Raw genomic sequence first — 26,787 nt, forward strand, 5'->3', positions numbered from 1 at the left:
TTAGGGGATTTAAACAATGAATACTTTACCACAAACAATTCGAGTTGCCGACAAGAACACGTCGGTTATTCAATACAAGTCAGTGCCAGTGATGACTACTGCACAACTTGCTGAGTTTTACGGAACCGATCAAAACAACGTGCAAGTAAACTTCAATCGAAATGCTGATCGTTTTGTCGAAGGAAAACACTATTTCAAACTAGAAGGTGACGATCTCAAAGCTTTTAAGAACATACCTACTGTAAGTAAGTATGTTCCAAAGCAGTCAGCACGTCTAATTTTATGGACCGAAAAAGGTGCGGCCCGCCATGCCAAGATTCTGGATACAGATCAAGCGTGGGATATTTTCGAGCAACTCGAAGAAGTCTATTTTTCAGTAAAGGAAAAATCACACCCTCCAACGCTTCCAGACTTTGCAGATCCAGCTGCTGCTGCACGTGCCTGGGCAGAACAATTTGAAGCCAAGCAATTGGCACAACAACAAGTTGCTGAACTGGCACCCAAGGCTGAAGCACTCGACACCATTGCGGATACTGCCAATACCTACTGTTTACGGGACTGTGCGAAAACCATCGGTATCCGTGAGTCCGATCTAATCAAACTTCTGATAGATAAAAAATGGATCTATCGGGATGCAGATCGCAAGCTGCAGCCGCATGCTCAATACGTTTTGAACAAGGTATTTACCAATCGTACGTCACCAGTGATCGTGAATCGCAATGATGGGAAAGAACGCGTTTTCTTACATATGCGCGTTACGGCATTCGGCCTGACCCGCATTACTGGGTTGGTCAACAAAAATAGAAAGGTAGCTGCATGAGTTTAGACGCAACCACCTGGGCATGGAAAGTGCGCCAGAAACAAAAGGCCGGTGGAAGTACTAAGCCTCTTAAGCGGTTAGTCCTTCTGTCACTGGCTGACCGAGCAGGTGAAGATCACTGTGCTTACCCGAGTATTGCACGTCTGGTGGAAGACACCGAGATGGATCGCAAGACTGTACTCAAAATTATTGATGAGCTAATTCAGGATGGATTGATCGAAGATACTGGTGAAAGAAAGGGCAGAACCAAGCAGGTCAAAGTCTATCGTTTGGTCGGTGTAAATGGTCGTGAAACAGTCCCAACAATGGAATCCTTTGACGCTGAAGACGAGGATTTAAAGGGTCCCAATATTGGAACAGTCCCAACAACGGAACAGTTCCAACGTTCCGCGGAAAGAGTCCCAACGTTCCGTGGAAAGAGTCCCAACGTTGGGACACGGAATCTTTCAAAGAATCTATCAATAGAATCTAAAAATAAAAAATCATGGTTTTGTTTTAACAAACTTCGTGAAGAAATGTTTTTGACCGATGACAGTATCGATTTTGAAATCATCGTGGATTCGAAATGGATTGAACGTGAAAAACGTGCCTTTGAAATTTACAACGCTGAAAAACCAATGAGCGATGAGTTGATGATTTATCACTTCGCTGACTGGGTGATCAACGCATACCGAAATAAATATTCAAAAGAAACTTCTGCAAAACCTGCAGGTACGAAATACCAAAGCCAGCACCTGTCTGAAAAACAGATTTTTACATTCGCTGAAAAACTTTCACAACATCCCGAGTTCACAAGCAAGTTCAGTGAACCAGGTGAGTCTTACGAAAAACTTGCTGCCCGTATCGCCGTGAAACTCAAAGATCCGGCCCAGGCCAAGAAGTGGGAAGGTTATTTAAAACAGGTTGGATTTAATGGGGATTTACCTGATATCGCTGCATAACACAGGCAGGTTCAGGATCTCAATCAAAAATTAATTAAGCATCTTCGAGGGGAATTGAGATGACTTTACAGCACATAGAAGCACAAAAAGCGGCACGTTACGTAGGGAATTATTCAGAGAAGCAGGCGCAACGTCGTGCACTGGATGAAATGCTAAAGGGGTACAAGGGGAAGATCACTGAATTACCAGGGCCAAACTTTAAACCACGTCCTGTTCACCATCACTGTGAAGATCCAAATGAGTTTTGCGGTCTGATCAAACTAAGCCGAATCAAGAACTGGTTCAATGCCGGCACTAAAAACCTGTCACGTCGCAAGATGATTTTAAAGTTTGTTGATATGACTGAAGACCAGGTGCTGTATATCACCCTGCCATCCAATGAGCAGAGCCTAAGTAACCGTGAGTACCGCAATATTATGAATGCTATGCCACTGGTTGAAGCAGAAGAACAGCGTTTGTTGTCTGATATGACCAGACCTTTGCTGGATCGTCAGCCTGCTGTTCACCAGTCAGCTTTTGATTTTGGGGATGTGTCGTGAAAGACCTAAACAAAACATTGATGTTTATTTTTATGTTGATCGGTGCTGCTTTGGTGAGATTAGGGGGTGGAGTGTGAAATTAGATCTTACTGATCGTCAATACCAAGTACTGCAATGCGTTAAGGATGCAAAAGCACAAGGCAAAAGACCTTACACCAAAGGCGTGGTAAATCGAATGAAAGCCAAAGGCTATGACATAACTGAGCGCCAATGCTCTTATGACTTAAGTGTGATTATTCGTACCAAAGGCACTGGCGTGATTAGCATGCGCCTAGGAAGTAAGCCAACTCTTTGGATTTATGACGAACGTTGTATCAAGGATGATGCCGCATGAACAGTGATTCCAATATTGCCCGAGCTATGTGCCTGGTACCACATCACTTGATGCTGGCTTTCATGCAAGGTAATCACAACAAAATTATCGATGATAATGCCTACTGGAACATGCTGGGTACTGCATGGAAAGCTGGTGGTTGTTTTAAAGATCAAAACGACTGGATGGTGATGTTTCGTAGTAAACGCAGAAACCGTCAGAAGATTATGAAAACCAGGGAACGTCGTGAGTTTGCACGCTTGCCTAAAAAGTTGAAGGCATACCGGGCCTATGCGGATCCAATTGAAATTGAGCAGTCAATTTGCTGGAGCTTGGATAAAAAGTTTGTTGAGCGATATGCCAAGGCGAAAGACCTGCAGATTGCAGAATGCACGTTTAACCGTGATGACGTATTTGCTTATTTCAACCGTCGTCAGGAGTCTGAAATTCTGGTGTGGAGGAATGAACCTTGAACCATCGTGAATTGTGCGAAGTGGGAGCTCGATTTTTAAAGCGTCCTGAATCTGCAAATGGTCATGGCTGTCACTTCACTATCGTTGAGGCAGCATGTTATGGGGAAAACCCGGATGTATTTGGTGTGCGTCATGGTTTAAATCGAAATGGTATGGGGACATTTTTACTTGAAGCGAAGACAAGTCGCTCTGACTTTCTGGTAGATAAAAACAAACCTCATCGCCTTAATCCAGCACAGGGTATGGGTAAATATCGCTATTACATCTGCCCAACCGGATTAATTAAACCTGAAGAACTCCCGGAAAAATGGGGCCTGATCTATGTCAGTCCTAAGGGGATTTGTAAGGTAGTTGCTGGTGTCCTGGCTGTGCCAAGAATTAAGAGACTCAACCCATATAGCAAAAAAAATGAGAGCTGGCCGGACCATCGAAAAATTGAAGAGAATCTTGAATTACTGGCCTTTGAAGAAAGAAATATTCAAAACGAAATGAATCTTCTGACTATGGCATTGGCCAGATTGAAGGATCCAGAGCAGGTTCTTTATATGCAAAGAAATTATTCAAAACTTGAGATGCATAACCAAACCTTAGAACGAAAAGTACGAAGCCTGGAAAGAGAGATCAGCCTTTCAAACGCTTCAAATGTTTTATCAAAATTTCAATCAAGTATTACAGGGTGATTACCGCATGAGTTTAGGCCAAGACACATTTATGCCACGTGTTGAGCTAGTCGTTCACAAATTTACAAATCCTGAGTTGAAGCAGACACAGCGCGAGTATTGGGAAAAGGAAGTCGCAAAGTTTAAGAAACAGGGCAACCAGATTACCCAGATTCCAAGAGGGCAAAGCGGTTATCAATCAACTGAAATGGAATATGCCAGCAAGGGCAGACAAAACAAAGGTGGAGCACGGCAGTCTACTACGGTTTACAGAACACATGAGGCGGATACCTATGAAGGTAAGCCATGTAAAAAATGTGGCTTAAAACTGCGTTACGTTTCAAATAGTGCTTGTGTGGATTGTGCGAAATCGAGAAAGAAGAATGTCCAAGCTAAAAGTTCGTAAGAAGAAATTCAATCCAAACAAGGTATCGCCGGCAGCGACCAGACAGTACCAGCACGACGCATCATTGCGTCGTGACATGACCCAAAAGTTCCCAATGGAAATGGAATATGTTGGCCATCATGTGCATGAGTACATTGAACGCAAGAAATTAGATGAAAAAGAATTATTTGATCTTTTTTCAGACAGCAAGACGTTACCGTTCCATATAGCGTTAGGGGCATACGATTGGCAGAACATGGGTGTCGTTCTGGCGCTCGATCATATCAAGCCGTGTGAGTGGTTTATTCATACCAATATTCATTTGATGAATGTGGAAGATGAGGAAACCAACATGATTACCGTGCCGTATGAGCAGAAGGTTCCAGAAATGCATCACTGTGAACTCTGGCAGGGTAAAGCGGATGCCCGGGTAGATCTGGGCATGGGTTTAAAGAAAGTGGGTTGGAAGGGCTTAAAGCAAGAACTGTCTGATGCCATTGATGCCCGGAAGGATATACCAGAAGGCCATGCTATTGAGTATATGCAGATATATATCAGTGCTGATGTCGAGTTTAAGAGCCTTGCGGCTTACAAGGAATATCTGGCTGTGAACTCATGGCTAAAACAGGGCATTGAAGTTGCTGAACTAAACCTGCGGCAATTATGGGTTTATGAACAAATTGCGCAGCAACAAGCATAAATTTTTGGAGAGAAGAATGCAGTGTGAATCTAAGAAACATAAGGATGAGGCTGCATTTGATCTACATGTGGATTATCAGGCTTGGGTAAAGACACAGGATTTTTACCCAACCTTATTGGCCAACCGTGGTACGGCGTTGTTTTTACGTGACGGTGATGAATATCGTTATATGCCGGTTCGAGTTGGCTTTAAGGCTTATCAAATGATTCAGAACAAACGGGGAACAATATGATGTTGAAACCAAATACTTTACACCTGGCATTGGCCAGCGCGGGGATGTACTTCAATTTTGAACGTCGCATTATGGCAGCGTTTAATTCGAATACTGATAAAGCAGTCACTGGCTTACCAGAGGTTAAATCTTTGGATGAACTCATGTCAGAAAATACCGGGCTGGTGTGTGCCTGGGATCTGGCTGCTGAATAAATAGCCTATGCCAGCGGTATTGACTGATCGGGAACTTCGGAAAGCAGGCTTGGGGCACTTATGCGCTAAGCCTGTACCTGATCCAAAAAAGAAAACCCCAAAATACAACAATATTAAGACCGAAAAGGACGGGCTTAAGTTTGATTCAAAAAAAGAGCAGCGTCGGTATGAGCAGCTGAAGACCATGCAGCGTATGGGATTGATTGCTGATTTACAGCATCACGTACGCTTTGAAATTATTGATTCGGTGCAGTATCCATCGAAAAAGAGCCGAACTGCAGCACGATATTATGAAGCAGACTTTGTATATACCGATCTCAAGACCGGTCAGACCATTGTTGAAGATGTGAAGTGTAAATCAACTGCGACAAATCCGGTGTATACGCTGAAAAAGCAACTCATGATGTTGAAACATGGCATAGAAATTCAAGAGGTCTAAATGGCACTATTCAAAAAATTGGAAAAGCAGATTGAAGGAAAGCTCTATGCCGTTGGTGATCTACACGGCTGTTATAACCTTTTGATGCAGAAACTACATGATATTGGCTTTGATTTTGAGAAAGATCATCTGGTTTCTGTAGGGGATCTGGTCGATCGTGGACCACAAAACCTGCAGTGTATCGAATTACTTTCTCAGCCGTGGTTTAGCGCTGTACGTGGTAACCATGAAGATTTATGCATTCAAGGCCTACATAACGAATCTGCTAAACGCTGTCATATCGCCAATGGTGGTGAATGGTTTTATATGCTCGATGGCCAGGCGATGTACAACATTGCACACACCTTTGCCGAGTTGCCTATAGCGATTGAAGTTGACTATAAGGGCAAGCGTTTTGGGTTTGTGCATGGCCATATTGAACACAACAACTGGGATACCTTCAAAAACGACTTAAATTCAGTAATCGAAGGTCGTCATGTAGCAGATCACGTAATGTGGGGACGTGATCGTTTCGGGGATTGGGAAGGAACTCAGTATTCAGCGGTTGAAAATGTGCATGCAGTAATACTGGGGCATAGCGTTTCACTGCAACTGGTTAAACGCCATAACTGTTATTTCATTGATACAGGCGCAGTGCACTACGGCACGCTCACTGTGCTTGATCTTGATCTGATTTAAGGGGAATACCATGGGTGAGCGTAAGAGACATACAGACGCAGAGCAGAACGATGAAAAGAAGTCATCGACTATCATGATTTTTGAAGCATGTGTGGATCTGCATAACCAGGGGCAGATTATTACACGTGAAACTTTGCAGATTGCATTGCCACATCTTACCCGGGGACAGATTGATGATCGCTTAAGTTATCTGGTGGATACCAACCAGGTGAATCGCGTTGAACGTGGTGTTTATATGCCGGTGCAACAACATCGTCCTGCACGCATGATTAGTAAAACAGTGCTGAATGACGGTACGGTAAAGATTGAAATCGGTGATGATATTGTACTGACATTAACACCTAAGGAAGCCCGGGATTTTGGGTGTTTAATGATGAGCGATGCCATGCAACACAGCAATATTGAGATGGGTCGGAGCATGAATTACCTCACAAATAATATTGCTACCCAAGTCAGTAAGCTTACACGCAGTATTGAACGGATCCATGAGGAGAAAATCCAAGGAGGCCTGTTTGATGAAAGTAGTACATAAATTTCCTGTCACCCAGGCATGGGAGCAAACTTTTGAAGTATCAGAAGGTGCTCAGGTATTAGATATTGAGCTGAGTGATGGTCAGCCATGTGTTTGGATGCTGATAGATCTAAATGCACCTAAGGTGCCCTTAACCATCTTTGCTACTCACACTGGCCAGCTACTTCAACATGAGCATGGAATATATATAAAGACTCTGCATGTATTTAATAACCTTGGTCAAAACATCGTGACACATTTCTTCAGGAAGCCATAGTTAGGATGAATAATAAGAAATAGTCATATCAAAATGTATTGATATGACTAATTAGATAAAAGCTATTCAGCAGAGAGTAAGTATATGTCACTGGCAGATAGGCCATCTTTTACATACAGCACGGGCGTTTCTACTTCATCAATCCCTTCAAGCATTAAAGCTGCTATAGCTTGATCAAATGACTTTTGAACTGAGTGGCCGAAGCTAATAGATGAATAAAATTGTGCAGAAAAATATTGTGCAGCTGTATCAGTAATACTCTCAGTCATCCCGATTGCGCATTCGATATGTTGAGTGACTAATGATGCTTGATTAAATGAAGAGCAGGTATTAAAGAAAACTAATCGTAAGCTATCATTTGCTACGCTCATAGCATGAACGATTGCTTCCAGTGATACCAATTTTGTTTCATCATTATTGTTCATTAACACCAATTCATCATTCGCGCTGCCATGACCGCTGAAATGCACAATAGTTGGCTCACAATTGTTTAAATGACCCAAAATGTCACCAGGCCTAACAGCCCATCTGGACTCTAATTTGACAGAGTCTCTATGACGAGCCTTACTAATTTGCTCTTCTATAGATCGCACTTCAATATCTAACCCTAATTGCCCTTGATCACGTGGATTAGACGCTAGAAATAAAACAGTAATTTTTTTCGGTAATTCTTTTAGTTTTTTGATTTCCTGTGAATGATCTTTCACAGTAGAAGATAAGTTGGCCATTAACTTTGCCTGTTCCTTGTTAGCACGATCGACTTTAACTTGATTTTGTTTAGCTAATTTTGTTTCTTCAGCGAAGACCTTTTTTTCATATTCACCTTTACGTTTCTCTAAACTTGCAATTTCTTTCTCATGTTTAGCTATATTGTCATAATGTTTTATTTTTGCCGCCTCACATCTTTCAATCTCTTTACTCTTACTTTTAATTGTAGTTAGTGAACTAGTACTATTAATTTGTCTTTTTAAGTTTGCAATTTTTGTATTTTCTTTTGAAATGCTTTCAGTTTCTTTCCCTTTTTTTGCTAGAGCCTGGGAAATCTTTTTAGCTGTATCTTGAACAGTTCTTCTGTATGAGTCTAATAAAGACATTTTGGTATCCTGTAATCGAAATGTGATAAGTGTATTTATAGTTAGAGTCACTATAAATTAGAAAAAAGAATAAATCATCCTTCCGTGGAACATCTATCCACTGTACGCACTGCGTAAAACTGTAGGGTTCGACAGTACGCACCGCGCACTCCCATCATCACCTTGTAAGCAAAGGTGGTGTGATGTCAGAGAAGAAAACAGCTCCTGATTGGGAGCGTATTGAAATCGAATATCGTGCAGGCGTGCAGTCTATAAGACAGATAGCACAAGCCTTTGGCGTATCTGATGGTGCTATTCGCAAGCGTGCAAAGACACAGGAATGGACCCGCGATTTAAACGGAAAAATCAAGGCAAAAGCAGAGGCAATAGTGCGCACTGAAGTGGTACGCACTGAGGTACGCAACTCACCAGAATATAAGGCCACAGAAAAAGAAACCATTGATGCCAATGCCAATTTGATCGCCAGCATCCAGATCAATCAGCGTAAAGATATCCAACGTGCCCGAAATTTATGTATGGGCCTGTTCGATGAACTTGAACACATGATCGGACTGGACAACATTGCACTACTCGATGACTTCGGCGATGTCATGCGCAAGGAAGATGATAAAGGCCAGGACAAATTAAACGATCTGTACATGAAGATTATCCAGCTGCCGAATCGTGTGAAGTCAATGAAGGATCTGGGCGACACGCTCAAGACTTTGGTTGGTCTGGAAGTACAAGCCTATGGCCTGGATAAAAAACAAGAAGAAAAAGCCGATGACCTGACCGCATTGATCAATCGAATTGCACAAAGCAACTCATCCACATTCCAGCCTGTAGCACATGACCCTGAGTTCGATAATGAAAATGGGGACGCTACGTGAATAAGACGGCCAACGACCCACATCAAAATCATTTCATGCACGTACGTGCAATAAAACTGCACCATGATTGTGCAAAAGTGGTGATTATATGATGTATAACACCCACTTAGCCGAACTACCCACGAATAAGGAAGAACTGGAAAGATGCCTGGCTGACCCCCAGTGGCGTATTTTTTCAGGCTGTCTGTACAAGATCAAAATTAAGGGTGATGACTTCAAGGATGACTTGGGAAATGTCATTGAAGCCGACACCTTTGAGCTGCCATTTAAACCGAACGCTGCACAGATCAAATTTTTAAACCGGTTGTGGCACCGCAATATTATTTTAAAAGCACGTCAGCTCGGTTTTACTACGCTGATCTGTATCTTGTGGCTGGATCATGCACTGTTCAATGCTAACCAGAACTGCGCCATTATCGCTCAGGACTTGCCGACGGTTTTCAGTATCTTCAAGGATAAGATCAAGTTTGCTTATGACAACCTCCCAGATGAAATCAGAGCACGCTTTCCTTTAAAAGCTTATAACAAGTCAGAAATTGAGTTTGGCCACAATGGATCGAGCATCCGCGTAGCGACCTCATTCCGTTCCGGTACCATCCATCGCATGCTGATTTCCGAGTTCGGTAAGATCTGTGCGAGTGATCCGGCCAAAGATGATGAGGTTATTACCGGTTCGATCCCAACGGTACCGACCAATGGTGTGCTGGTGATTGAATCCACGGCGGAAGGGCGTAACGGTTCATTCTATGCAATGGTGCAGGCAGCACAGACCAACTACTTACTGCGCAAAGTCCTTACTTCCAAAGACTATCGATTCCATTTCTATGCCTGGTGGCAAGAGCCCAAGTACCGGATTGATTCTACACAAGTCACTATTTCAGCCAGAGATCATGAAGAACTGGATGAAGTTGAGCTGATCGTACGCCAGAAAATGGGGATCAAGATGCGCCTCGATCCTGATCAGCGTGCCTGGTATGTGCTGACACGGGACAATGACCTTCGTGGTGATAGTGCCAAGATGTGGCAGGAATACCCATCATTCCCGGATGAAGCATTCCAGGTGGCCAAAGATGGTAACTACTATGCCAAGGATATGCTGGCACTGCGTAAGCGTGGTGGTATTGGTCAGATCGAAGTATTGGATGTACCGACTTATACCTATTGGGATATTGGGAATCATGACGGCTGTGCAATCTGGTACCAGCAGGTCATGAATGGCCAAGACCGTTTTATTCGCTACTACGAGAAGCATGGCCAAGATCTAAGACACTATGTAGCAGAGATCAAATCACACGATTACATCTACCACACCCACTTCCTGCCACACGATGCCGCACACCAGCGCCTAGGTGACTTTAACAAGTCTGTTATGGAGCAGCTGGAAGAACTATTACCAGGACATAACTTTGTGATTGTGCCGCGTATTACTCAACTGATCCACGGTATTCAGTCCACACGTAAGCATCTAAAGAATGCTTGGTTCGATAAAGATGGCTGCAAATTGGGTATTGAGCGTATCGAAGGCTATCAGAAGAAATTCTCCAAAGCAGATAAATGCTTTATTGATCAGCCTAACAAGGCCAATGGTTGCTCGGAAGGTGCCGACGCATTACGTCAATGGGCACAGGCCAAAGATGCAGGAATGATTGAAGACATAGCAGACATGACGAGCCGTGTAGGGTTCGCAGAAGATGAGCCAAAACGCCAAGATAACTATAACGATGAGCCAGTCGATTGGCGACTAATGTAGAACAGGTAGCAGCATGCAGAATGATGAAAACTCAGTGACTGATACGCCAGAAGTAGATGAAATGGCATTGAACCTTCAGGAGCTCAATGAGATCCATGACGAGATAGAACAACAACCACACTGGCGTACGACTGCAGATAAAGAAATGGACTATGCCGACGGCAACCAGCTGGACAGTGAATTACTGACCCGGATGAAGCTGATCGGCATTCCTCCTGCCATTGAGAATATGATTGGTCCTGCATTGCGTGCCATTGAAGGTCATGAGCTGGAAACACGGACAGACTGGCGTGTGACACCCAATGGTGAGCCTGGTGGACAAGATGTCGCAGATGCACTGAACTATAAATTGAATCAGGCTGAGCGACTATCTAAGGCTGATAAGGCATGTAGTGATGCATTCCGGCCGATGATTGGTTGTGGTATCGGTTGGGTCGAAGTCAAACGTGAAGCAGATCCTCTGAAGTATCCATATCGCTGTGTCGCCGTAAACCGTAATGAAATCCATTGGGATATGAAAGCCCAGGAAGATGATCTAAGTGATGCACGATGGTTGCGCCGTAATCGATGGGTACATCCGCAGCGCCTTAAGATTGCATTCCCTCAGCATAAAGAACTGATAGAGACAATTGGCCGACATGGTGCTTTGTGGTGGCAGCATGACAGCATGATCGATGGTGGAAACTCTACCGGTCTACGGAATGCCTGGGGAGATGCTCAAGCTTGGTCTAAGACTGAGCGTTTCTGGTTCGATCAGACCTCTAAAGAGATTAATGTCTCAGAAGTGTGGTATCGCCGTTGGGTAGAACTGACCATGTTGCGCTTTGATGATGGCCGGATCGTTGAGTTTGATGAAAACAATCCAGCACATATTTATGCTGCAGCAAATGGTTATGCCATTCCAGAGCGTGCACCAGTGGCTAAAATGCGTCGTAGCTATTGGATGGGTCCACATTGCCTATACGATGGGCCTACACCATATCCGCATGAGAGTTTCCCCTATGTGCCGTTTATAGGATTCCGTGAGGACAATACCGGCATTCCATACGGCTTTGTACGAGATATGAAGTACAGCCAAGACTTGATCAATTCGACCCAAGCTAAACTGCGCTGGGGTTTAAGTTCGGTACGTGTGACCACAACACGTGGTGCATCTCAGATGACACGCGGCCAGATTATGCAGCAGATTGCACGACCTGATGCTTATATTGAACTGAATCAGCAGCACATGGCCAAGACTGGGGCAAAGTTTGAGGTTGAACGTGACTTTGAATTGAATCAGCATCAATTTAAGTTGCTGGAAGATAGCCGGATCTCGATTGAACGTACCAGTAGTATTACTTCAGGCTTTCAAGGTCGGCAGGGTACAGCAACCAGTGGACGACAAGAGCAGCTGCAGATTGACCAGTCGAATCAGGCATTGCGTAAAATCATGGATCACTTTAAGGAATCTCGAACCCTGGTCGGTGAGTTGTTGCTTTCTATGATTGTAGAAGACTTAGGCAGCAAGGAAGAAGTAGTGGTGATCGAAGGTGATGCGATTACTGCAGAGCGTCGTGTGCATATCAATAAGCCTGAGACAGATCCAATGGGTTATACCTATCTGTCCAATGATGTACAGCGTACTCGGATTAAAGTTATTCTTGAGGATGTGCCAAGCACCAGTGGTTTCCGTGCCCAGCAGCTTGCAGCATTGTCCGAAGTTACCAAATCCTTGCCACCGAATATCCAGCAGACGATTCTGCCGTACCTTATTGCGCTTACAGACACACCATTCAAGCGTGACATTATCCAAAGCATTCGTGATGCGGTGGATGCACCGACACCTGAGGAAGTGGAACAACGTATTAAGGATGCAGTGGCTCAGGCATTGAAAGAATCTGGCAATGAGATCAAGTTACAAGAATTGCGTTTGAAAGAGCGTAAGACAGAAAGTGATATCAAGTTGGTGGATGCGAAAGCAGTGCAGACTGGCGTTCAGTCACAGTACAGCGCAGTTCAAGGTGCGGTACAAGTGGCTCAGGTACCACAAGCAGCACCGATTGCCGATATTATTATGCAAGGTGCTGGGTATCAGCGACCTAATCCAATGGGTGATGATCCGAACTTGCCTATACCAAGTGATGTAGCAGCACGTGATATCCGTTCACCATACCTAGAAGGGGAAGGTGCACAGATCGGCAGTGAAGGTATTGCCGATATGCAGGTACAGCAGAATACCAGTCCGATGAATCCACCTGTGCCACAACAGCCTTCTACTGGGTTACAGGGAATTGAGACGGCGCGGACCAGTGATAATCTTGGTTGAATATTGAGCTTATAGACGTAAACCAGCACCAAACAATAGCCTCATTACCAGATGAGGCTATTTTTATGGCAGAAATAATACATATCTAAATGCTTGAATTTTATACAGCATGACGTAAACCATAACAGCATCATCATCTACATAGTCTTTGAGATGATGATGCATATGAAAAAAATAATACTTCTGATCCTTCTCAGCTTGCTGATCTTTTCATTAATCCTCTATCACACGGAACGCCTTGGTCTTGCTGCGATCGTTATTTCCTTGACGGTCTGCGTACTGATCATCATGGCTGCTTCGTACCTGATGGAGCATGCATATATCAAAGACATCAATTCCAAAGATCACCACAAATAATCCACCAGGAGACATTCATGTCACATACAGATGAACAGATGGAACAAGAGATTCAAGACAAAGGTTTGGAAGCTCCACGAGTCACACTTGATCAGATCAAAGAAATGATGACGCATGTGCAATACGTCTTTGAGCAGCCAGAAGGTACGACCTCTACATTCGCTCATGCATTTCTAAATGGTGATTTCTATTTAGCAACTGGCCATACCGCTTGTGTGTCAAAAGAAAATTTTGATGTGTTGCTTGGTATTAAGTATGCACAAGAAGAAGCGGCTCAGAAGGCTCAGGATAAATTATGGGAGCTGGAAGGTTACAACCTGTACCGCAATCCGATGATCGAATGTGGTACATGTGAAAGCCCTAAGGCTGAATTGGGAGAGGTTTTGCCAGAAGACCCTAAAGAGCCGTCAGAGTCAGAGGAAGGATCGAAACTTTGCTCAGGATCAGCGGTTGGTTATAGCTCAACCTTCACCGATCCAAATCTCATTGCACAATTGCGGGAATGTCTCGGTAATCGCCATATTAAGTCTTATGGCTTGCATGAATTGGTTGTAACGCGATTAGCAAAAGAACTCGGTGGATCTACTGATGATATCAAAGTCAATTCAGGCGTTCAGAAATGTGCAAACAGTTGTGATACAGCATCTTCAGATACTTTAGCAGAAGCGTCGAATCGTGGTTTAGGTGAGCTACTACCTGAGCACCCATGGGAAAGTATTCCAACACAGCAGGTTCTTAAGTATGTAGGCCCTGTGGCATTTGCATATGTCTGGGCTGTTACCAGTGATCAGCAGGATTATTGGACGTGCACGATTTCTTTACATGCTGCACCTGAGCCTGTGCCAGAAATCACAGCGAATGGCATTACTGAGGAAGTGGCATTTGCAGCAGCGATCCGCACACTTAAAGAAATAGTTTATAAAAATGAATGGGTGCTGGGTTGAGTTATAACAACGTTGGTGTCATTGGCACACCATTCAAACTTTCTGCATTGACCATGGCGATAGCTGTGGCCACTGCGACCCAGCCAAGGCAGGAAGATGAACCGCACTGGCTGGATGCTGAAGAAGGACCATTGGTACAGCGCTTCGATAACTTCCTGAATAGCTGGACTGATGACACCGAGTTCACTATTGAGCATGAGTCATCTGATGCACTGGATCTGTACTGCATGACAGCAGACAGTATTCCTTTCTCATTCCGCCGTATTGATGATCGTTATAGCCTGCTATTTGATAATGAGTCAGAGACCATTCAACAAAGCACCTTCGAGTTTTTTGTTGAGCAATTAAAATTTTTACCACTTTGAACTGTTTGTATTTTTTTTATACACGTCGTCGTAAGCCGGCGACTTACTATAAATATATCGGGTGGTGCTGAGCATCATTCGGTGAACAAGCCAAGGTTTGTTTAATCTCCATTGACAGCTCGGAAAGACGAGTAGAGCGTTGCTATCTCTTAAAACTACTGCCGGTTCCCCTCGATGTTATTCGTAGCATCTTGTGGGAACGAATCCTTGGCCACAGGCGGTGTGTGTGCTTTCGCTTCTTCCCTCAAGTTGCAGTGCACAGTAGGTTCGACTCCTACGCTCAGGGCCAGATATTTTGGAGTGCCATTAGAACGGTGGCGTTTGCACAGTCCAGACAGGCTTCGGCAGGAATGGATAATCCACGTTGTGGAGATGGGAAGCGCGATCCTGGCGCATTTATAAAAATACCGTGCATTCAACAGTTCTGGAATTAAGTATCGGGAGACGCTTAATTGAAGAAATAACCGTTTAGGCGGGTTTTTGTTGTTACCTTGAATCAGATCACCCTTATCTGAGCCGATCAAAGGGAATTTATGCATGTATGGGTGAGGTGGATTAGCCAGCGGACTGCAACTCCGTTTATACAGGTTCGAGTCCTGTTACATGCTCCAAATAGCGCTGTGGGTTCTTACCCTTTTTGCCCACCTTTCCCCAAGGGTGGGCTTTTTTTTGAGAATGTACTTAAGCCACTTAATTAGTGGCTTTTTTATTGCCTACCTATTGCCCCTGTGTAGGGTTCGACCATTTATTGCCATATCCCAAATACTCAAGCCTACGTTGAGCAATCGACAGCAAGCGACTCTTAAAAGTCAGCACTTCACCTATATGCGGCTACAGCGATAAGTGGCAGGAAAGGCATGAGTAATACAGAGCATTTAACGACAGACATTAACGCGGATGCTGATCAACAAAATCTGGGCGCGAGCTTATTAGAAGCTGCGCTATTTGGCGAGACTGCAGAACCAGCTGCAGAAACAGGTAGTGTGCCAGCCACTACACCAGAAGACGTAAAAGCAGATGCAGGGATAGCTTCACCTGATCCGGTACCGTCAGAACCTGTGGTAACACCGCCGGCCACTGAACCAACGCCACCAGTTGAAGAAAATGCGGAAAATTCTGTGGTCTTGGCAAAGGATGGTAAACACACCATTCCTTTTGAACGACTGCAAGAAACCCGTGAACAAGTACAGCAGTATAAGCAGCAAGTGGAACAACTCACTGCACAGTTAGCAGCACAGCAGACACCTGGTAACACCCAGGTCGCACAGCAGAATGCAGCTGTAGCAGAGGCAGTCATTGAGGCAAGCGGAAACAATGCTGATGTGATGGCCATGTTTGGTGATTTCTCAGAAGAAGCGATTGCCAAGGGAGTTGAAGCATTGGTGAGCCAGCGTGTATCTGCACAAGTGCAGAGCATGATGGATGCAGCCCTTGCACCATTCAAGCAGCAGCAACAGCTGAGTGCGGAACAGCAACACTTTGCTTATATCGAATCTGCACATCCTGACTATGAATCGATTCCAGAATCGCAAGAGTTTCAGGCATGGAAAGATGCGCAACCCAGCTTTATACGCAGTGCCTATGACGATGTATTGAATAAAGGCAATGCAGAGCAGGTGGTTGAACTCTTAAGTTTGTACAAGTCCCAAAACAATGTCAGTCCAAAGGCTGAAGCACCAGCGCCAACACAGGCCATGGTGGAAAAAGCCAAGCAAGCTGTACAGAACGCTCCATCCAAAGTACCGCACAGCGTGACGGATCTACCTGCAGGTTCACCTGCAGCATTATCCGCTGATGAACGTTTATCGAATTTGAGTGGACCTGAACTTCTCGCAGAAATGGAGAACTGGTCCCCTGATCAAGTCGAAGCGTACATGAGCCGTCGTGCATAAATTTGTTAGTGGAGAATACCATGACTGATAAAACCCATGCCGCATACGGCGATAAAACTAATATGATGCAACAGTCCGTTGGACTCTTTGCAAAAAGCTTACGTCGTAAAAGCACCCTGAATAACCTGGTTGGCCCAATGCCAAAAGGTGAAGGCAGTGCAGAAGCGACCATTAAAAAACAAACTTCCAAACACATGCCGATTGTACGTGTTCAAGACTTGGGTAAAGGCCTGGGTGATGAAGTTACCTACAACCTGATCCAGCCAGTAAACGCTTATCCAATCATGGGTAGCGAATATGCTGAAGGTCGCGGTGTCGGCATGTCGATCGTTGAAGATCGTCTGCGTGTAGACCAGGCACGTTTCCCTGTAGATCTGGGTAACGTCATGACGCAGATCCGCTCACCAGTAGATTTTCGTCGTATGGGTCGTCCAATCGCACAGGATCTGATGGATCGCTATAGCGATATGTCTCTTTTAGTTCATCTGTGTGGTGCACGTGGTTTCGTTAAAAATGTGGAATGGCCAATTCCAACTGAGGAAGATCCGAAGTTTGCCAAAATTATGGTGAACAAGGTTTTGGCACCAACCAAAAACCGTCACTTTATGGTCGATGGCCAAGGTGTTAAATCATTTACCACCAATGCTGGTGAAGCATCTCTGGCAACTACAGACCTGTTCACACTGGACACAGTGGATTCAATGAAGCAGGTGCTGGATGACATGATCCTACCGCCACCGTGTATTAAGGTTGAAGGTGATGATGGGTCGGAAGATTCGCCATTACGTGTATGGCTGGTATCTCCAGCACAGTACAACTGGTTTGCAAAACAGCCAAACTTCCGTCAGTTCGTAGCTGATGCGGTAGCGCGCGCATCGAATGCCAAGTTGCATCCGTTGTTCCGTGGTGATGTGGGTATCTGGAATGGTTTCCTGATCCGCAAAATGTCACATGCCATCCGCTTCTTTGCAGGTAATGCAATCAAGTATGCAACGAGCTATACATCTGAAGCAGAAGCGTCAGCGCTTGTACCTGCAAGCTTTGGTAAAACGCATGCGGTGGATCGTTCAATCATCTTGGGTGGCCAAGCGTTGGCAGAAGCATTTGCTGCACATAAAACCTCAGGTGTGCCTTACTTCTGGTCTGAAAAGGGTGATCTGGATCATGGCGATAAGGCTGAGCTTTTGATCGGAACAATTCGTGGCGTGAAGAAAATCCGCTTTGATGTCGATGTGGATGGTGATGGTAGCAACATGCAGTACACCGATCATGGTGTGATTGCAGTCGATACCGTAGTGAAGATCCAAGGCTAAGGCTGAAATAGGGCTGAGTGATCGGCCCTCCGTCAAATTTTAGGAGTATTTAACTCATGGCGACAATTAAACGTAAAAGCGGATTTGCGAATCGCTTCGGTGGTGCAGTGCCATACGGCAACGTGACAGCCTTTGTTTTCTCATTGGCTACCAATGCGGCAGGTGCAGTACTGGATTCCAATTCCGATGTGGCAGTGGCTTCAGGTGATGTAATCGAGTTGGGTTTATTGCCAGTAGGCTTCCGACTGGATGATGCACAGGTGCTGATCAATACAGCGATGACCGAAGCTGTGACTGGTTCACTGGGCTTTAAATATGCTGATGGTGTGGACTCAAGCGAAGTACCGCAGGATGCATCGTACTTTATTAGTGGTGGTGCACTGGCGACCGCAGCACGTTTACGTGCAACCGGTACCAAGTTGGTGACTTTGCCAAAGCCTGCGATTTTAACACTCACCACGGGTGGTGCGGCCAATGCCAAAGCATCGGACATCAAGGTTGTGGTGTCTGGTGAATTGACTGGCCCGCGTTAAGTAAAAGTATAAAAACATGAAGTTTATGGGATGGATGATTTTCAGCGAGTCACCATCCCTTTTTTATATTTCACATGAGGAATCATTATGAAAATCGCTTTATTGGCAGCAATTGCACATGGAATGAATCTGGCATATTCCGCATCACTGGGTGATCAGTCTCATTTACCCTGGGAAGAAACCTCAGATGAGCTGAAAAAAAGTATTGAGTATGGTGTAAAACTGCATTTGGAAAACCCGGATACCACACCTGAGCAGTCACATGAATCATGGCTGGCGCAGAAAGAAGCCGATGGTTGGGTTTATGGTGAAGTTAAAGACCTTGAAAATAAGACCCATCCTTGCATCCTGCCATATGACCAGTTACCTGCAGAGCAGAAAACCAAAGACTATCTGTTTAAAGCAGTGGTGACTTTGCTTAAAGACTTACCAGATCCAGATGATGTATCTGCATTGAATGGTGAACTGGTCAAATTACAGTTACAGGTTGCAGCTCAAAAGACTCAGCCAATTGGTGCAGCGGCAGCAGCGCAATTTAAAACAGCAGGCGTGACCATTGTCTATGACGGCCCGAAAGACCAGTTCACAGATAACTTGTACGGCACCAAACTGGTATTTAACTGTGGCCAGCCACGCACGGTACCAAGCAACTTTGCCAAGCAATTCCTGAGTCATCCTGAATTCAAAGAAGTAGAAGCAGGTGATGCACCTGTAGCACAAGATCTGGATGATACCGATGCAATTCTGGCACAGCAAAAGGCTGAACAGGACAAGCTGAAGCAGGAACAGGATCGAATTTTCAATGAGGTTGAATCGATCAAGCAGTTCGGTACCAAAAAGGCTGTGACGGATTACATCGAAGCGAACTACGGTGAAAAGGTAAATCCGAACTCATTCAAGCTCGATGAGCTGAAAGACAAAGCGATTGAGAAAGTACGTCAGTTTGGAGCGATCTAAATATGGACTTAAAAGAACTGCGTCGTCGATTTCGTGTTGAAGCCGGGGATTCGGTACAGCCATACTTCACCAGTGATGAAGATGTGGATGCATGGCTAAATGACGCAGTTCATGAGGCCTGTATCCGTGGTCGTCTTTTGCATGAATCAGAAGATGTCACGATCTGCCATATTGAAATTACAGCAGGGCAGGCACAGTACTCGCTTGATCCGCGTATCTATGAATTGACACATTTACGCTTTGATCCTGGACATGGCCAATGTGAACGTGAAGTGAAGCTGGCTTCTGAAGAAGTACTCAGTCATCGCTATCACAGCAACTGGCGTACCAGAATCGGTGATCCAGTACATGCCATTCAATCTGACACAGGTTTACGTCTGGTACCACGTCCTGAGCAGAACGGTACCTTGATCATTGAAGGCTATCGTTTACCGCTTGTTGATATGGTAGAAGATACAGATCAGCCAGAAATCAATCAGGCACATCATGCCCACCTGGTGCAATGGGCACTGCATAAAGCATTTAGCGTTCCTGATACCGAGTTCATGGATCCTAACCGAGCAGCAATTGCTGAAGCCAAGTTTATTGATTACTTCGGGGATCGACCTGACAGCAATTTACGTCGTGAAGTACGTGAAGATTTTGAACATCATGTCACACCATTCTGGCCATAAGTTCCTAAGACCCGTGTAGGGTTGGTCGAATCTGACCCTACTTTCACATCATAAAGCCATGTTTTTATTATTTGGAAATAATCATGGCAAACACACTCTATGACTTTGCACGTCAGCGTTTTTTAGAAGCACAGATCAATTGGCTTAACGACACAATCAAAGTTGTGCTTGTTGATAGTGGTGCTTACACGGTACAGCCAAGCATTCACCAATATCTTTCAGACATTCCTACTTCGGCACGTATCGCAGGTCCAGTTACTTTAACAGGAAAATCTACAGCGAACGGTGCAGCAGATGCTAATGACTGTACGTTTACAGCCGTTTCGGGTAACTCAATTGAAGCGATTGTAATTTATAAAGATACTGGTTCCGAAGCAACTTCACCTCTCCTTGCTTATATCGATACTGCCACAGGTCTGCCGATCACCCCAAACGGTGGTGACATTATTGTGACTTGGGATAATGGTACAAATAAAATCTTTAAAGTTTAATAGTTAAAGCCGACAGTGGCGATCTTAACCACTGTCTAAAATTCGGATGGTAAATTGTCGGGTGCTTTAGCAATCATACCTCTGATGCTTAATCAAAGTAGGCAAAGGATAAAAAAGATGAAAGAACAGCAAGAAAAACCACCAACTCAAGGCGTGGGTGTTCAAGGTTTTGCTGCCGATATGTATGCTGCTGATATCAAAAAGATTGATTGGATGAGCCTTATTAAGTCACCCAAGTTTCAGTGGTTTGCTGCTGAACAAAGTGAAAATAGTAGTGCTAACCCGATGACATGGATCACAGAATACGTGCGTCAACAGATTGCTGAGAAAAGTGAGCAGGTGTTTTTTAACGACTATTCTGCTTGGCACAGCAATAAAGGTTATTGGCAGAATGAGGATGTTTACGGTAATTTGTTGGGAGAAGATTAATGCCACATAAACCAGGTACAGGTGCGATTCGTGGGATCGTGTCAGAAGATGGCTTCCCTGCACGAAAACGAGTAACGCTCTTGGATCGTACCAATTTCCGACAGCTTGCAACTCTTGTTTCGGGCGTGGATGGGGATTACGTGTTTTCAGGTTTAGACCCTAATACTGATGACTATATGTTGTTTTCAGTAGATGATGATCGCGAACCTGAAACAAATTTTAAGGACCCAATCATTTATGATCGGGTGCAGCCGATCAATACTGCAATGTCCGTTCGTCAAGTCAATGACTGGTTTTATAACGCACAAAAAAATGATATGCGAGCGGCATTTGTCCCTATTTTGGCAACATCTAGTGGTAACCCAAATAATGTGGATTCAGGTTCGGGTTATGGGGCTACTCGATGGCAAACGATAGGTTCCGCTCAGTTGGATGGTACATATCTTGGTAGTTCACCTGTATTACCTCAGTTGGGTAAGCTGTTAAATAATAATTCAATGCTTCTCATGTACCCTCTTGTTTCGCATAGTGAGGGTAATTATTACGGATCGCCTTCTAACCAACTTAGTTTGGAGTGGGTGATCGACTTAGACAATGTGACAGGTAATCCTGCACTCTATTTTGCACCGCTCTATAAATACGTGGGTGCTGATGTACCTATGGAAGCGAATCTCACGCCATCATCGACAAGCGCTAGCGATCCAGGGGTACAAGGGTATATTGGCTATATCTCCAACCGACGGACGATACAAGTTGGTTACAATGGTAGTGCTGGTAGTAGTGGTATGCTGTCTAACCCATTTTCTGAAAATTTAGGTGGTATTGGTTCGGCAACAAATATGCTCGAATATCTACTTCCTGCAGAATTGGTAGGAACAACTGTTCACCTCATAGCGACCATTGCTGTCGGTTCTAGCACAGTAGCGACAAAACTCTTTGTTAATGGGGTGAAAGTCGCAGAGAAGTTTTTAAACCATCAACGATATGTTTATACGGGTACCCAAGTTGCAAACACCCTTATTTTAGCGGGGTCAAAGAATGCGGACATAGAGGGTAGTTATACTAATCGACAACTCAGTAAACATACAACAGGTAAGATAAAGACAAGTCTTGCAGCCTTGTATTATAAATATTTGAGTGAAGCTGAAGTACAGGCGCAGTTTAACGCATTGTTCAACACTGAGCGAAATCCGATTGTACCGACTGAAAGCGGCTATCCATATCTTGTAAAAATGATGCGTCCTTTTTTATACATCCCGATGAGCGTAGCACCCGCTGAGGACAATAGTATAACGGTCCCGCAAGATATTGGTTATTTTGGCAGTTTTACGAAAAACAGCACATCGAATAACGTAAAGCTTGCGGATACGTCTATTGTTGTTGGGCGTAGCCTTTTAAGTTTTGAAGGCGGGAGCTTGCTCAATATCCGGAGAAACTTGCAAAATGTACCTGCTAGAAATGCAGTTAGTTTTGCCTGGGTAGCAGCCCCTACAACTGGAACTCCAAGCGCAACTGAAGTGTTGTTTAGGCATGAATTCTTTGTGCACAACGCCACTTATGCTTCAGCATTCGCTTACCATTCATGGGGTTTAGATAGAAGTGTTGCGGGCCTATGGCAGATACGTTACGGATCAACCATTACGTTTGATACCCCTCCCGAGGTAGGTGTACAGCACCACTATGCGGTAACGATCGATTTTGTTGTTGGTGAAGCAAAGCTGTATGTAGATGGCGTATTAGTGGAGGTAAAAAAAGGCAATTATAGCCCTATTTCCCCTAGCGCCAATCAAGTATACGCATACGTATCTAGTCAGCAAATGAATTACTATGCGAACCTTTCTATCGGTTCAAGTACAAACTTGCAAACAGGCGTTGCCCAAAATTTCTACAATGGGGTTTTTGGTCAATTCTCAGCACACCCGTATTTGATGACAGATCGGGAAGTTGAGGATATGTACGACTTCTTAGACGTGCTGTAAGAGGTGATGCATGGCTGATTTACCGATTACGCAGGTTGGTCGGATCTTTTCCTCTGAGTTTGGCCGACCTGCATTAGCCTTGGCCGCTAAGGGGGCGGTTGCGCAAAGCGTGGGGGATTTAGGCCGTGTCGGTGTGGCCGTTATACATCGTGGCGGCTCACTTGCTTTCCAGTGCCATTTCGATTTTGAGCAAGAGTTAGAGCCGTATCCGCAACGCATGTTGTTTGATGGTGCAATTGTCCAAACCCTAATCAGTTTGGGTAATCAAAGCCTTCTTGGTGTAACTGTTGTTAAAATGGGTGCGCAATCGGCACGACCAACCGGAGTGATGAATGAGCGTGTTGGTATTGCTCAAGTTTCACATCTAGCAGAACCGCATGATTTCAATTTTGATAGTGCGACACAAAACACAAGCCAACCTTATTTTCACTTCGGCACAGCGGCAATACCCACATTACTCATTACACAAGCAGGTCGAATCACCCCTCCAACATTCAGTGCTGTTAAAGATATTAATATTGCTTGGACACTAGCACCAAAATCAATTGATCAAGAACGTATCGGTTATCCACGTATTAATAGCGTAGGTGTTGGGACGTTTGATTTTGAGTTCACACCTTCTACACCGCTAGATTTTAGTGACGGTTATCGACATTTCGTTTTTGGTGGAGATCATGTTGTATCGCAAGTAACGCTTGGTGATACTCATGGCATGGGTGTAAATTTTGCGATCAAAAACACTGCAGACACTATACGTTATGCAGGTAGGATCGCGTCACGTGCGAAGTTTGGCTACCCTGCACTTTATCCTGTTCGGGAAAAACCGTCACACAATATACCTTTGAACATTGAGTTCAACCAAGATATTCGTAAAGCGAACCCTTTAAACACTCCATTTTATTTTTTCTATGACTACGAAGTACCTGTACAGGGCTTTGATCTGTCCTTATATGGCACACCATCAATAGAAAATGCCGAAGATATTCTGCTCCCTACAGGGATCGGTGGCTTACAAGTCGGTTTAGCTTTGGTGGAGTTAGGTGCAAATAAAGCGCAGAATATTGACTTATCGGGTGAAGATTGCAGTTTATTCGGTGTCAATGAACTATATCTTTCGAGCCATTTCATTGTCGCAGGGGCGATGCGCACTGACCGTTATGGTGTGGCTAAGGTTTCACATCGAGTCTTGATTGCAAAACCTTTCGGGATAGCATCTCAGCAGTTCGGTTTACAGTTTGTAAGCCATGAAGTGCGTGATATTCAAATGGGGGAAGGGCTATATAGTTCTATTGTCGGTTCACCCTGGGTTTCTTTTTATCGTCGTGAATTGTTGGCTAAGGCGATTACAGCACCTCAATTACCTCAACCAACGGTAAGTCCTAAAATCATCATTGATGTGGAGGGTTTTGATGCAACGCTATTTGGTGAACGTATCATCCCTGAATCACAGCAACTATATCCGCAAGGTTTTGCGGAGGAATACGGCCTACCTGACGTTTATTTATCAACCCAATATATCAAGCTCGAAGGTTTTGAAAGTTTAGGTTTAACCCCTGTTGACCAGGTTTACAATCTAACCCAATACATTGAAATGTATTACTTCGCTGAAAGTGAATTAAATCCACCAACCTGGTCAAAATGGATTCATGTGGTGCATGGGAAAAGGACTGTGACCACACACGGCACATTCTTCCAAAAAATAGGGCGACCTGTATTAGATCTAGGCGCGCGTGTGATCCATTTAAAAGGGATCGATACCTCTGACATTTCAGCGCAGAATATGATTTCTCACTATTTGCGATGGATTGAAACAACAGGGATTGAACCTGACGCTTTAAGCCAGTGGTCAGCGATCCATAATGCTGCCAGTAAACTAACGCTTGCAGGAGTGGAAAGCAACTTAGTGTTTGGTCAACCTGGGCTTATCAACACGCGACGCTACTTTCCATATATCGGTGCATTCGATTCGCTTGAAATGGGCGAACCGATGATTGCTGATCGGATTCGATCTATCGATATTGAAAGTCGATATAGCATCGAACCGTTGACTATCCCATTGCCGACTGTAGAACTGTACACACGTTACATTGATGTGATTGGGCAAGAGTATGGTGCGATTGGTGCGATTAACTTTGCTGTGTATAAAAACATTATTACCCCACGATGGTCGCCACGCGAGTATTACGGTTATCCAGTAGTTCATAATGTCACACCCGAGATTTCAATTCATGGGCATGACAGTGCCGAATTAGGTGAGCCTGTTATACGTTTACAGTGGCGAGAACTAAATACGATTGGTGATGGCGCGACGCTGTTCGGTCAGACACGGATTAGAGATCGAAAACAAAAAATAGAGGTTCACGCTTTTGCGCCTTGGGCAGTGGGTCATCAAGTACACGTTGAGAAAACAGAATCCCCGCCATTCACACCTCAATATATCTATCTAAACAACGTCGAAATAGATGGTGAGTGGCGAGATGGTCACGGCATATCTGCACCTGACAATCAGGTGGGTAAACCGTATGTGTGGCAAAACGTACTGTATGTCAGCAGTATGCAATCGATGACGATATTTGGTCAAACAACTATCCATTGTAATAATATCAATGTAAGCCCTGGTATTGGTTTAACACCAATAACAGGGCCGACAATCTATTTAAAGCGGGTGCGTGTTTATCCTGAGTCGATAAAAAGCTTATTCAGTTTTGGTAAACCTCAAATATCACCACATACAATTTGGGCAACATTTGATGCACCGGGTCAGGCCAATTTCAATCACCAAAGCGGTTGGGATCTAGTGGATAGTGAAGCTGTTTTCGGTTTTGCCAAAGTTGCGAACGTCATTTTAGAACCGTTGCATGTTGCAGGTTTTACCGCGTATTCGATGGGTAAACCTCAAGTTGAGTCCTCGATCAATTACATTCGACCTAACGGGATTCGGGCATCGCGTATGGGGTGGCACGAAATCCCGTCCATGTTACGAGAAGTTGTGCAGTTTGAAAGCAACGATTCGATGGCGTTTGGTCAGCTTACGCTCAAAATTCTATATACAGGACCATACTATCCAAGACCACATTCGTTATATGCAACGTCGTTTGGTCAGACGCATATAGAACTTTTACATCGTGAACTCAAAATGAAGGGCTTGGATAGCTTGGTAATGGGGCGTTCGCATGATGGAACATTATACAAACCTCAATCATTGCATGTGGGTTTTCCGATGCCAACGATACCTCGCGGATCAAACATGGCGATATTCGGCACATTGTTTATCTCTAATTTCATTCGTCAGTTGGATGTTAAAGGTTTTGATGCTTTTGTTTCGCAGCTTGACTCAGCTAATTTTGGACGACGAATGAAAGTTGAGTTGGTGGACAAGCCTAAACACATATTCCAGACAAAAGAAGTTTTTGCTCAAGCGAACGATCATGCGTTTTATGGTGTACCAGATATACGTTTGGCAGTGCATTACATTAGACCTGATGGCAACAGCGACCAATACCGCAAAGGCGACCTAGAAAATACAGAGCAACGTATTGTGGCGCGCTACATCCATGCGCCAGGTATTGATTCAAGTCGTTTTGGATATGATTTTGTAGGTCGTCAGATTATGGCGATAAATATAGAGATGAATCGAGAACTAAAACCGTTCAATGATTTTAATTTTTGAG

The 26,787-nt window shown here is 44.4% G+C and carries 28 protein-coding genes, 1 tRNA gene and 1 pseudogene; 29 read left to right on the forward strand and 1 reads right to left on the reverse strand.

The window, feature by feature from the left end:
- Positions 1 to 16 precede the first annotated feature (16 nt).
- The 14 genes from F995_RS10595 (at position 17) to F995_RS10660 (ending at position 7,161) form a co-directional block, all read left to right on the forward strand.
- A complete protein-coding gene (locus F995_RS10595; protein ID WP_004646829.1) occupies positions 17 to 820 on the forward strand; it encodes a phage antirepressor KilAC domain-containing protein in 804 nt (267 codons plus the stop codon).
- Positions 817 to 1,761, forward strand: a complete 945-nt coding sequence (locus F995_RS10600; RefSeq protein ID WP_004646830.1) for a helix-turn-helix domain-containing protein — start codon at positions 817 to 819, stop codon at positions 1,759 to 1,761. The genes F995_RS10595 and F995_RS10600 overlap by 4 nt, the downstream gene beginning before the upstream one ends.
- A 59-nt stretch (positions 1,762 to 1,820) precedes the next feature.
- Positions 1,821 to 2,300 carry a hypothetical protein gene (locus F995_RS10605; protein WP_004646831.1) on the forward strand — a complete coding sequence of 160 codons (480 nt, stop codon included), beginning with the start codon at positions 1,821 to 1,823 and terminating at the stop codon, positions 2,298 to 2,300.
- A gap of 73 nt (positions 2,301 to 2,373) precedes the next feature.
- Entirely contained in the window at positions 2,374 to 2,634 is a 261-nt protein-coding gene (locus tag F995_RS10610) for a hypothetical protein (RefSeq protein ID WP_004646832.1), read from the forward strand.
- Positions 2,631 to 3,086: a hypothetical protein gene (locus tag F995_RS10615; protein ID WP_004646833.1), complete on the forward strand. Its 456-nt coding sequence runs from the start codon at positions 2,631 to 2,633 to the stop codon at positions 3,084 to 3,086. The genes F995_RS10610 and F995_RS10615 overlap by 4 nt, the downstream gene beginning before the upstream one ends.
- Positions 3,083 to 3,766, forward strand: coding sequence for a hypothetical protein (locus F995_RS10620; RefSeq protein ID WP_004646834.1), 684 nt, complete (start codon positions 3,083 to 3,085; stop codon positions 3,764 to 3,766). Before F995_RS10615 ends, F995_RS10620 begins: the two co-directional genes overlap by 4 nt.
- Positions 3,767 to 3,773: 7 nt before the next feature.
- Positions 3,774 to 4,151: a hypothetical protein gene (locus F995_RS10625; protein ID WP_004646836.1), complete on the forward strand. Its 378-nt coding sequence runs from the start codon at positions 3,774 to 3,776 to the stop codon at positions 4,149 to 4,151.
- Entirely contained in the window at positions 4,129 to 4,830 is a 702-nt protein-coding gene (locus tag F995_RS10630) for a hypothetical protein (protein ID WP_004646837.1), read from the forward strand. Before F995_RS10625 ends, F995_RS10630 begins: the two co-directional genes overlap by 23 nt.
- Positions 4,831 to 4,846: 16 nt before the next feature.
- Positions 4,847 to 5,062, forward strand: a complete 216-nt coding sequence (locus tag F995_RS10635; RefSeq protein WP_004646838.1) for a hypothetical protein — start codon at positions 4,847 to 4,849, stop codon at positions 5,060 to 5,062.
- Positions 5,059 to 5,256, forward strand: coding sequence for a hypothetical protein (locus F995_RS10640; RefSeq protein WP_016806835.1), 198 nt, complete (start codon positions 5,059 to 5,061; stop codon positions 5,254 to 5,256). Before F995_RS10635 ends, F995_RS10640 begins: the two co-directional genes overlap by 4 nt.
- Positions 5,257 to 5,263: 7 nt before the next feature.
- A complete protein-coding gene (locus tag F995_RS10645; protein ID WP_004646840.1) occupies positions 5,264 to 5,695 on the forward strand; it encodes a DUF1064 domain-containing protein in 432 nt (143 codons plus the stop codon).
- Complete coding sequence (locus F995_RS10650) at positions 5,696 to 6,373, forward strand: metallophosphoesterase (RefSeq protein ID WP_004646841.1); 678 nt, start codon at positions 5,696 to 5,698, stop codon at positions 6,371 to 6,373. It begins immediately after the preceding gene.
- A 10-nt stretch (positions 6,374 to 6,383) separates the two neighbouring features.
- On the forward strand, positions 6,384 to 6,905 hold the full coding sequence (locus F995_RS10655) for a hypothetical protein (protein WP_004646843.1): 522 nt from the start codon (positions 6,384 to 6,386) through the stop codon (positions 6,903 to 6,905).
- On the forward strand, positions 6,889 to 7,161 hold the full coding sequence (locus tag F995_RS10660) for a DUF7352 domain-containing protein (protein ID WP_004646844.1): 273 nt from the start codon (positions 6,889 to 6,891) through the stop codon (positions 7,159 to 7,161). The genes F995_RS10655 and F995_RS10660 overlap by 17 nt, the downstream gene beginning before the upstream one ends.
- A 62-nt stretch (positions 7,162 to 7,223) precedes the next feature.
- Here the strand turns inward: F995_RS10660 and F995_RS10665 are convergent, their stop codons facing one another.
- Entirely contained in the window at positions 7,224 to 8,255 is a 1,032-nt protein-coding gene (locus F995_RS10665) for a CHAT domain-containing protein (RefSeq protein ID WP_004646845.1), read from the reverse strand.
- Positions 8,256 to 8,437: 182 nt separating this feature from the next.
- On the opposite strand from F995_RS10665, the gene F995_RS10670 reads away from it, so the two are divergent.
- The 15 genes and pseudogenes from F995_RS10670 (at position 8,438) to F995_RS10750 (ending at position 26,786) form a co-directional block, all read left to right on the forward strand.
- The gene (locus tag F995_RS10670; RefSeq protein WP_004646846.1) at positions 8,438 to 9,124 is read left to right on the forward strand and encodes a hypothetical protein; all 687 of its coding nucleotides are present in this window, start codon (positions 8,438 to 8,440) and stop codon (positions 9,122 to 9,124) included.
- An 88-nt stretch (positions 9,125 to 9,212) separates the two neighbouring features.
- The gene (locus tag F995_RS10675; RefSeq protein WP_026055753.1) at positions 9,213 to 10,874 is read left to right on the forward strand and encodes a terminase large subunit; all 1,662 of its coding nucleotides are present in this window, start codon (positions 9,213 to 9,215) and stop codon (positions 10,872 to 10,874) included.
- A gap of 13 nt (positions 10,875 to 10,887) precedes the next feature.
- Complete coding sequence (locus F995_RS10680; RefSeq protein ID WP_004646848.1) at positions 10,888 to 13,182, forward strand: portal protein; 2,295 nt, start codon at positions 10,888 to 10,890, stop codon at positions 13,180 to 13,182.
- A 374-nt stretch (positions 13,183 to 13,556) separates the two neighbouring features.
- Positions 13,557 to 13,862: pseudogene (locus tag F995_RS17175) on the forward strand (Gp49 family protein); the annotation flags it as partial.
- A gap of 617 nt (positions 13,863 to 14,479) precedes the next feature.
- The gene (locus F995_RS10695; RefSeq protein ID WP_228127480.1) at positions 14,480 to 14,848 is read left to right on the forward strand and encodes a hypothetical protein; all 369 of its coding nucleotides are present in this window, start codon (positions 14,480 to 14,482) and stop codon (positions 14,846 to 14,848) included.
- 535 nt (positions 14,849 to 15,383) lie between these two features.
- Positions 15,384 to 15,459: transfer RNA gene (locus tag F995_RS10705), tRNA-Cys, on the forward strand.
- Between the two features lie 246 nt (positions 15,460 to 15,705).
- Positions 15,706 to 16,740, forward strand: coding sequence for a hypothetical protein (locus F995_RS10710; protein WP_004646853.1), 1,035 nt, complete (start codon positions 15,706 to 15,708; stop codon positions 16,738 to 16,740).
- 20 nt (positions 16,741 to 16,760) lie between these two features.
- Entirely contained in the window at positions 16,761 to 18,053 is a 1,293-nt protein-coding gene (locus F995_RS10715) for a phage capsid family protein (RefSeq protein ID WP_004646854.1), read from the forward strand.
- Positions 18,054 to 18,109: 56 nt separating this feature from the next.
- A complete protein-coding gene (locus tag F995_RS10720; protein WP_004646855.1) occupies positions 18,110 to 18,586 on the forward strand; it encodes a hypothetical protein in 477 nt (158 codons plus the stop codon).
- Between the two features lie 87 nt (positions 18,587 to 18,673).
- Positions 18,674 to 19,543, forward strand: a complete 870-nt coding sequence (locus F995_RS10725; RefSeq protein ID WP_004646857.1) for a RyR domain-containing protein — start codon at positions 18,674 to 18,676, stop codon at positions 19,541 to 19,543.
- Positions 19,544 to 19,545: 2 nt separating this feature from the next.
- A complete protein-coding gene (locus F995_RS10730; protein ID WP_004646858.1) occupies positions 19,546 to 20,217 on the forward strand; it encodes a phage adaptor protein in 672 nt (223 codons plus the stop codon).
- Between the two features lie 83 nt (positions 20,218 to 20,300).
- Entirely contained in the window at positions 20,301 to 20,708 is a 408-nt protein-coding gene (locus tag F995_RS10735; RefSeq protein WP_004646859.1) for a hypothetical protein, read from the forward strand.
- Positions 20,709 to 20,825: 117 nt separating this feature from the next.
- Positions 20,826 to 21,137: a hypothetical protein gene (locus tag F995_RS10740; protein ID WP_004646860.1), complete on the forward strand. Its 312-nt coding sequence runs from the start codon at positions 20,826 to 20,828 to the stop codon at positions 21,135 to 21,137.
- Positions 21,137 to 23,116 carry a hypothetical protein gene (locus tag F995_RS10745; RefSeq protein WP_004646861.1) on the forward strand — a complete coding sequence of 660 codons (1,980 nt, stop codon included), beginning with the start codon at positions 21,137 to 21,139 and terminating at the stop codon, positions 23,114 to 23,116. Before F995_RS10740 ends, F995_RS10745 begins: the two co-directional genes overlap by 1 nt.
- Before the next feature lie 10 nt (positions 23,117 to 23,126).
- A complete protein-coding gene (locus F995_RS10750; protein ID WP_004646862.1) occupies positions 23,127 to 26,786 on the forward strand; it encodes a hypothetical protein in 3,660 nt (1,219 codons plus the stop codon).
- Position 26,787 lies beyond the last annotated feature (1 nt).

The sequence above is a fragment of the Acinetobacter sp. CIP A162 genome, assembly GCF_000367905.1.
Classification (GTDB): Bacteria; Pseudomonadota; Gammaproteobacteria; order Pseudomonadales; family Moraxellaceae; genus Acinetobacter; species Acinetobacter lwoffii.

Excerpts from the sequence above, each read along its gene's own strand:
- F995_RS10670 (WP_004646846.1), top strand. The coding sequence starts at position 8,438 with ATGTCAGAGAAGAAAACAGCTCCTGATTGGGAGCGTATTGAAATCGAA.
- F995_RS10630 (WP_004646837.1), top strand. The coding sequence starts at position 4,129 with ATGTCCAAGCTAAAAGTTCGTAAGAAGAAATTCAATCCAAACAAGGTA.
- F995_RS10675 (WP_026055753.1), top strand. The coding sequence starts at position 9,213 with ATGATGTATAACACCCACTTAGCCGAACTACCCACGAATAAGGAAGAA.
- F995_RS10645 (WP_004646840.1), top strand. The coding sequence starts at position 5,264 with ATGCCAGCGGTATTGACTGATCGGGAACTTCGGAAAGCAGGCTTGGGG.
- F995_RS10660 (WP_004646844.1), top strand. The coding sequence starts at position 6,889 with ATGAAAGTAGTACATAAATTTCCTGTCACCCAGGCATGGGAGCAAACT.
- F995_RS10725 (WP_004646857.1), top strand. The coding sequence starts at position 18,674 with ATGAAAATCGCTTTATTGGCAGCAATTGCACATGGAATGAATCTGGCA.
- F995_RS10605 (WP_004646831.1), top strand. The coding sequence starts at position 1,821 with ATGACTTTACAGCACATAGAAGCACAAAAAGCGGCACGTTACGTAGGG.
- F995_RS10615 (WP_004646833.1), top strand. The coding sequence starts at position 2,631 with ATGAACAGTGATTCCAATATTGCCCGAGCTATGTGCCTGGTACCACAT.
- F995_RS10745 (WP_004646861.1), top strand. The coding sequence starts at position 21,137 with ATGCCACATAAACCAGGTACAGGTGCGATTCGTGGGATCGTGTCAGAA.
- F995_RS10625 (WP_004646836.1), top strand. The coding sequence starts at position 3,774 with ATGAGTTTAGGCCAAGACACATTTATGCCACGTGTTGAGCTAGTCGTT.
- F995_RS10715 (WP_004646854.1), top strand. The coding sequence starts at position 16,761 with ATGACTGATAAAACCCATGCCGCATACGGCGATAAAACTAATATGATG.
- F995_RS10650 (WP_004646841.1), top strand. The coding sequence starts at position 5,696 with ATGGCACTATTCAAAAAATTGGAAAAGCAGATTGAAGGAAAGCTCTAT.
- F995_RS10635 (WP_004646838.1), top strand. The coding sequence starts at position 4,847 with ATGCAGTGTGAATCTAAGAAACATAAGGATGAGGCTGCATTTGATCTA.
- F995_RS10720 (WP_004646855.1), top strand. The coding sequence starts at position 18,110 with ATGGCGACAATTAAACGTAAAAGCGGATTTGCGAATCGCTTCGGTGGT.
- F995_RS10750 (WP_004646862.1), top strand. The coding sequence starts at position 23,127 with ATGGCTGATTTACCGATTACGCAGGTTGGTCGGATCTTTTCCTCTGAG.
- F995_RS10680 (WP_004646848.1), top strand. The coding sequence starts at position 10,888 with ATGCAGAATGATGAAAACTCAGTGACTGATACGCCAGAAGTAGATGAA.
- F995_RS10600 (WP_004646830.1), top strand. The coding sequence starts at position 817 with ATGAGTTTAGACGCAACCACCTGGGCATGGAAAGTGCGCCAGAAACAA.
- F995_RS10595 (WP_004646829.1), top strand. The coding sequence starts at position 17 with ATGAATACTTTACCACAAACAATTCGAGTTGCCGACAAGAACACGTCG.
- F995_RS10735 (WP_004646859.1), top strand. The coding sequence starts at position 20,301 with ATGGCAAACACACTCTATGACTTTGCACGTCAGCGTTTTTTAGAAGCA.
- F995_RS10665 (WP_004646845.1), bottom strand. The coding sequence starts at position 8,255 with ATGTCTTTATTAGACTCATACAGAAGAACTGTTCAAGATACAGCTAAA.
- F995_RS10740 (WP_004646860.1), top strand. The coding sequence starts at position 20,826 with ATGAAAGAACAGCAAGAAAAACCACCAACTCAAGGCGTGGGTGTTCAA.
- F995_RS10655 (WP_004646843.1), top strand. The coding sequence starts at position 6,384 with ATGGGTGAGCGTAAGAGACATACAGACGCAGAGCAGAACGATGAAAAG.
- F995_RS10710 (WP_004646853.1), top strand. The coding sequence starts at position 15,706 with ATGAGTAATACAGAGCATTTAACGACAGACATTAACGCGGATGCTGAT.
- F995_RS10640 (WP_016806835.1), top strand. The coding sequence starts at position 5,059 with ATGATGTTGAAACCAAATACTTTACACCTGGCATTGGCCAGCGCGGGG.
- F995_RS10730 (WP_004646858.1), top strand. The coding sequence starts at position 19,546 with ATGGACTTAAAAGAACTGCGTCGTCGATTTCGTGTTGAAGCCGGGGAT.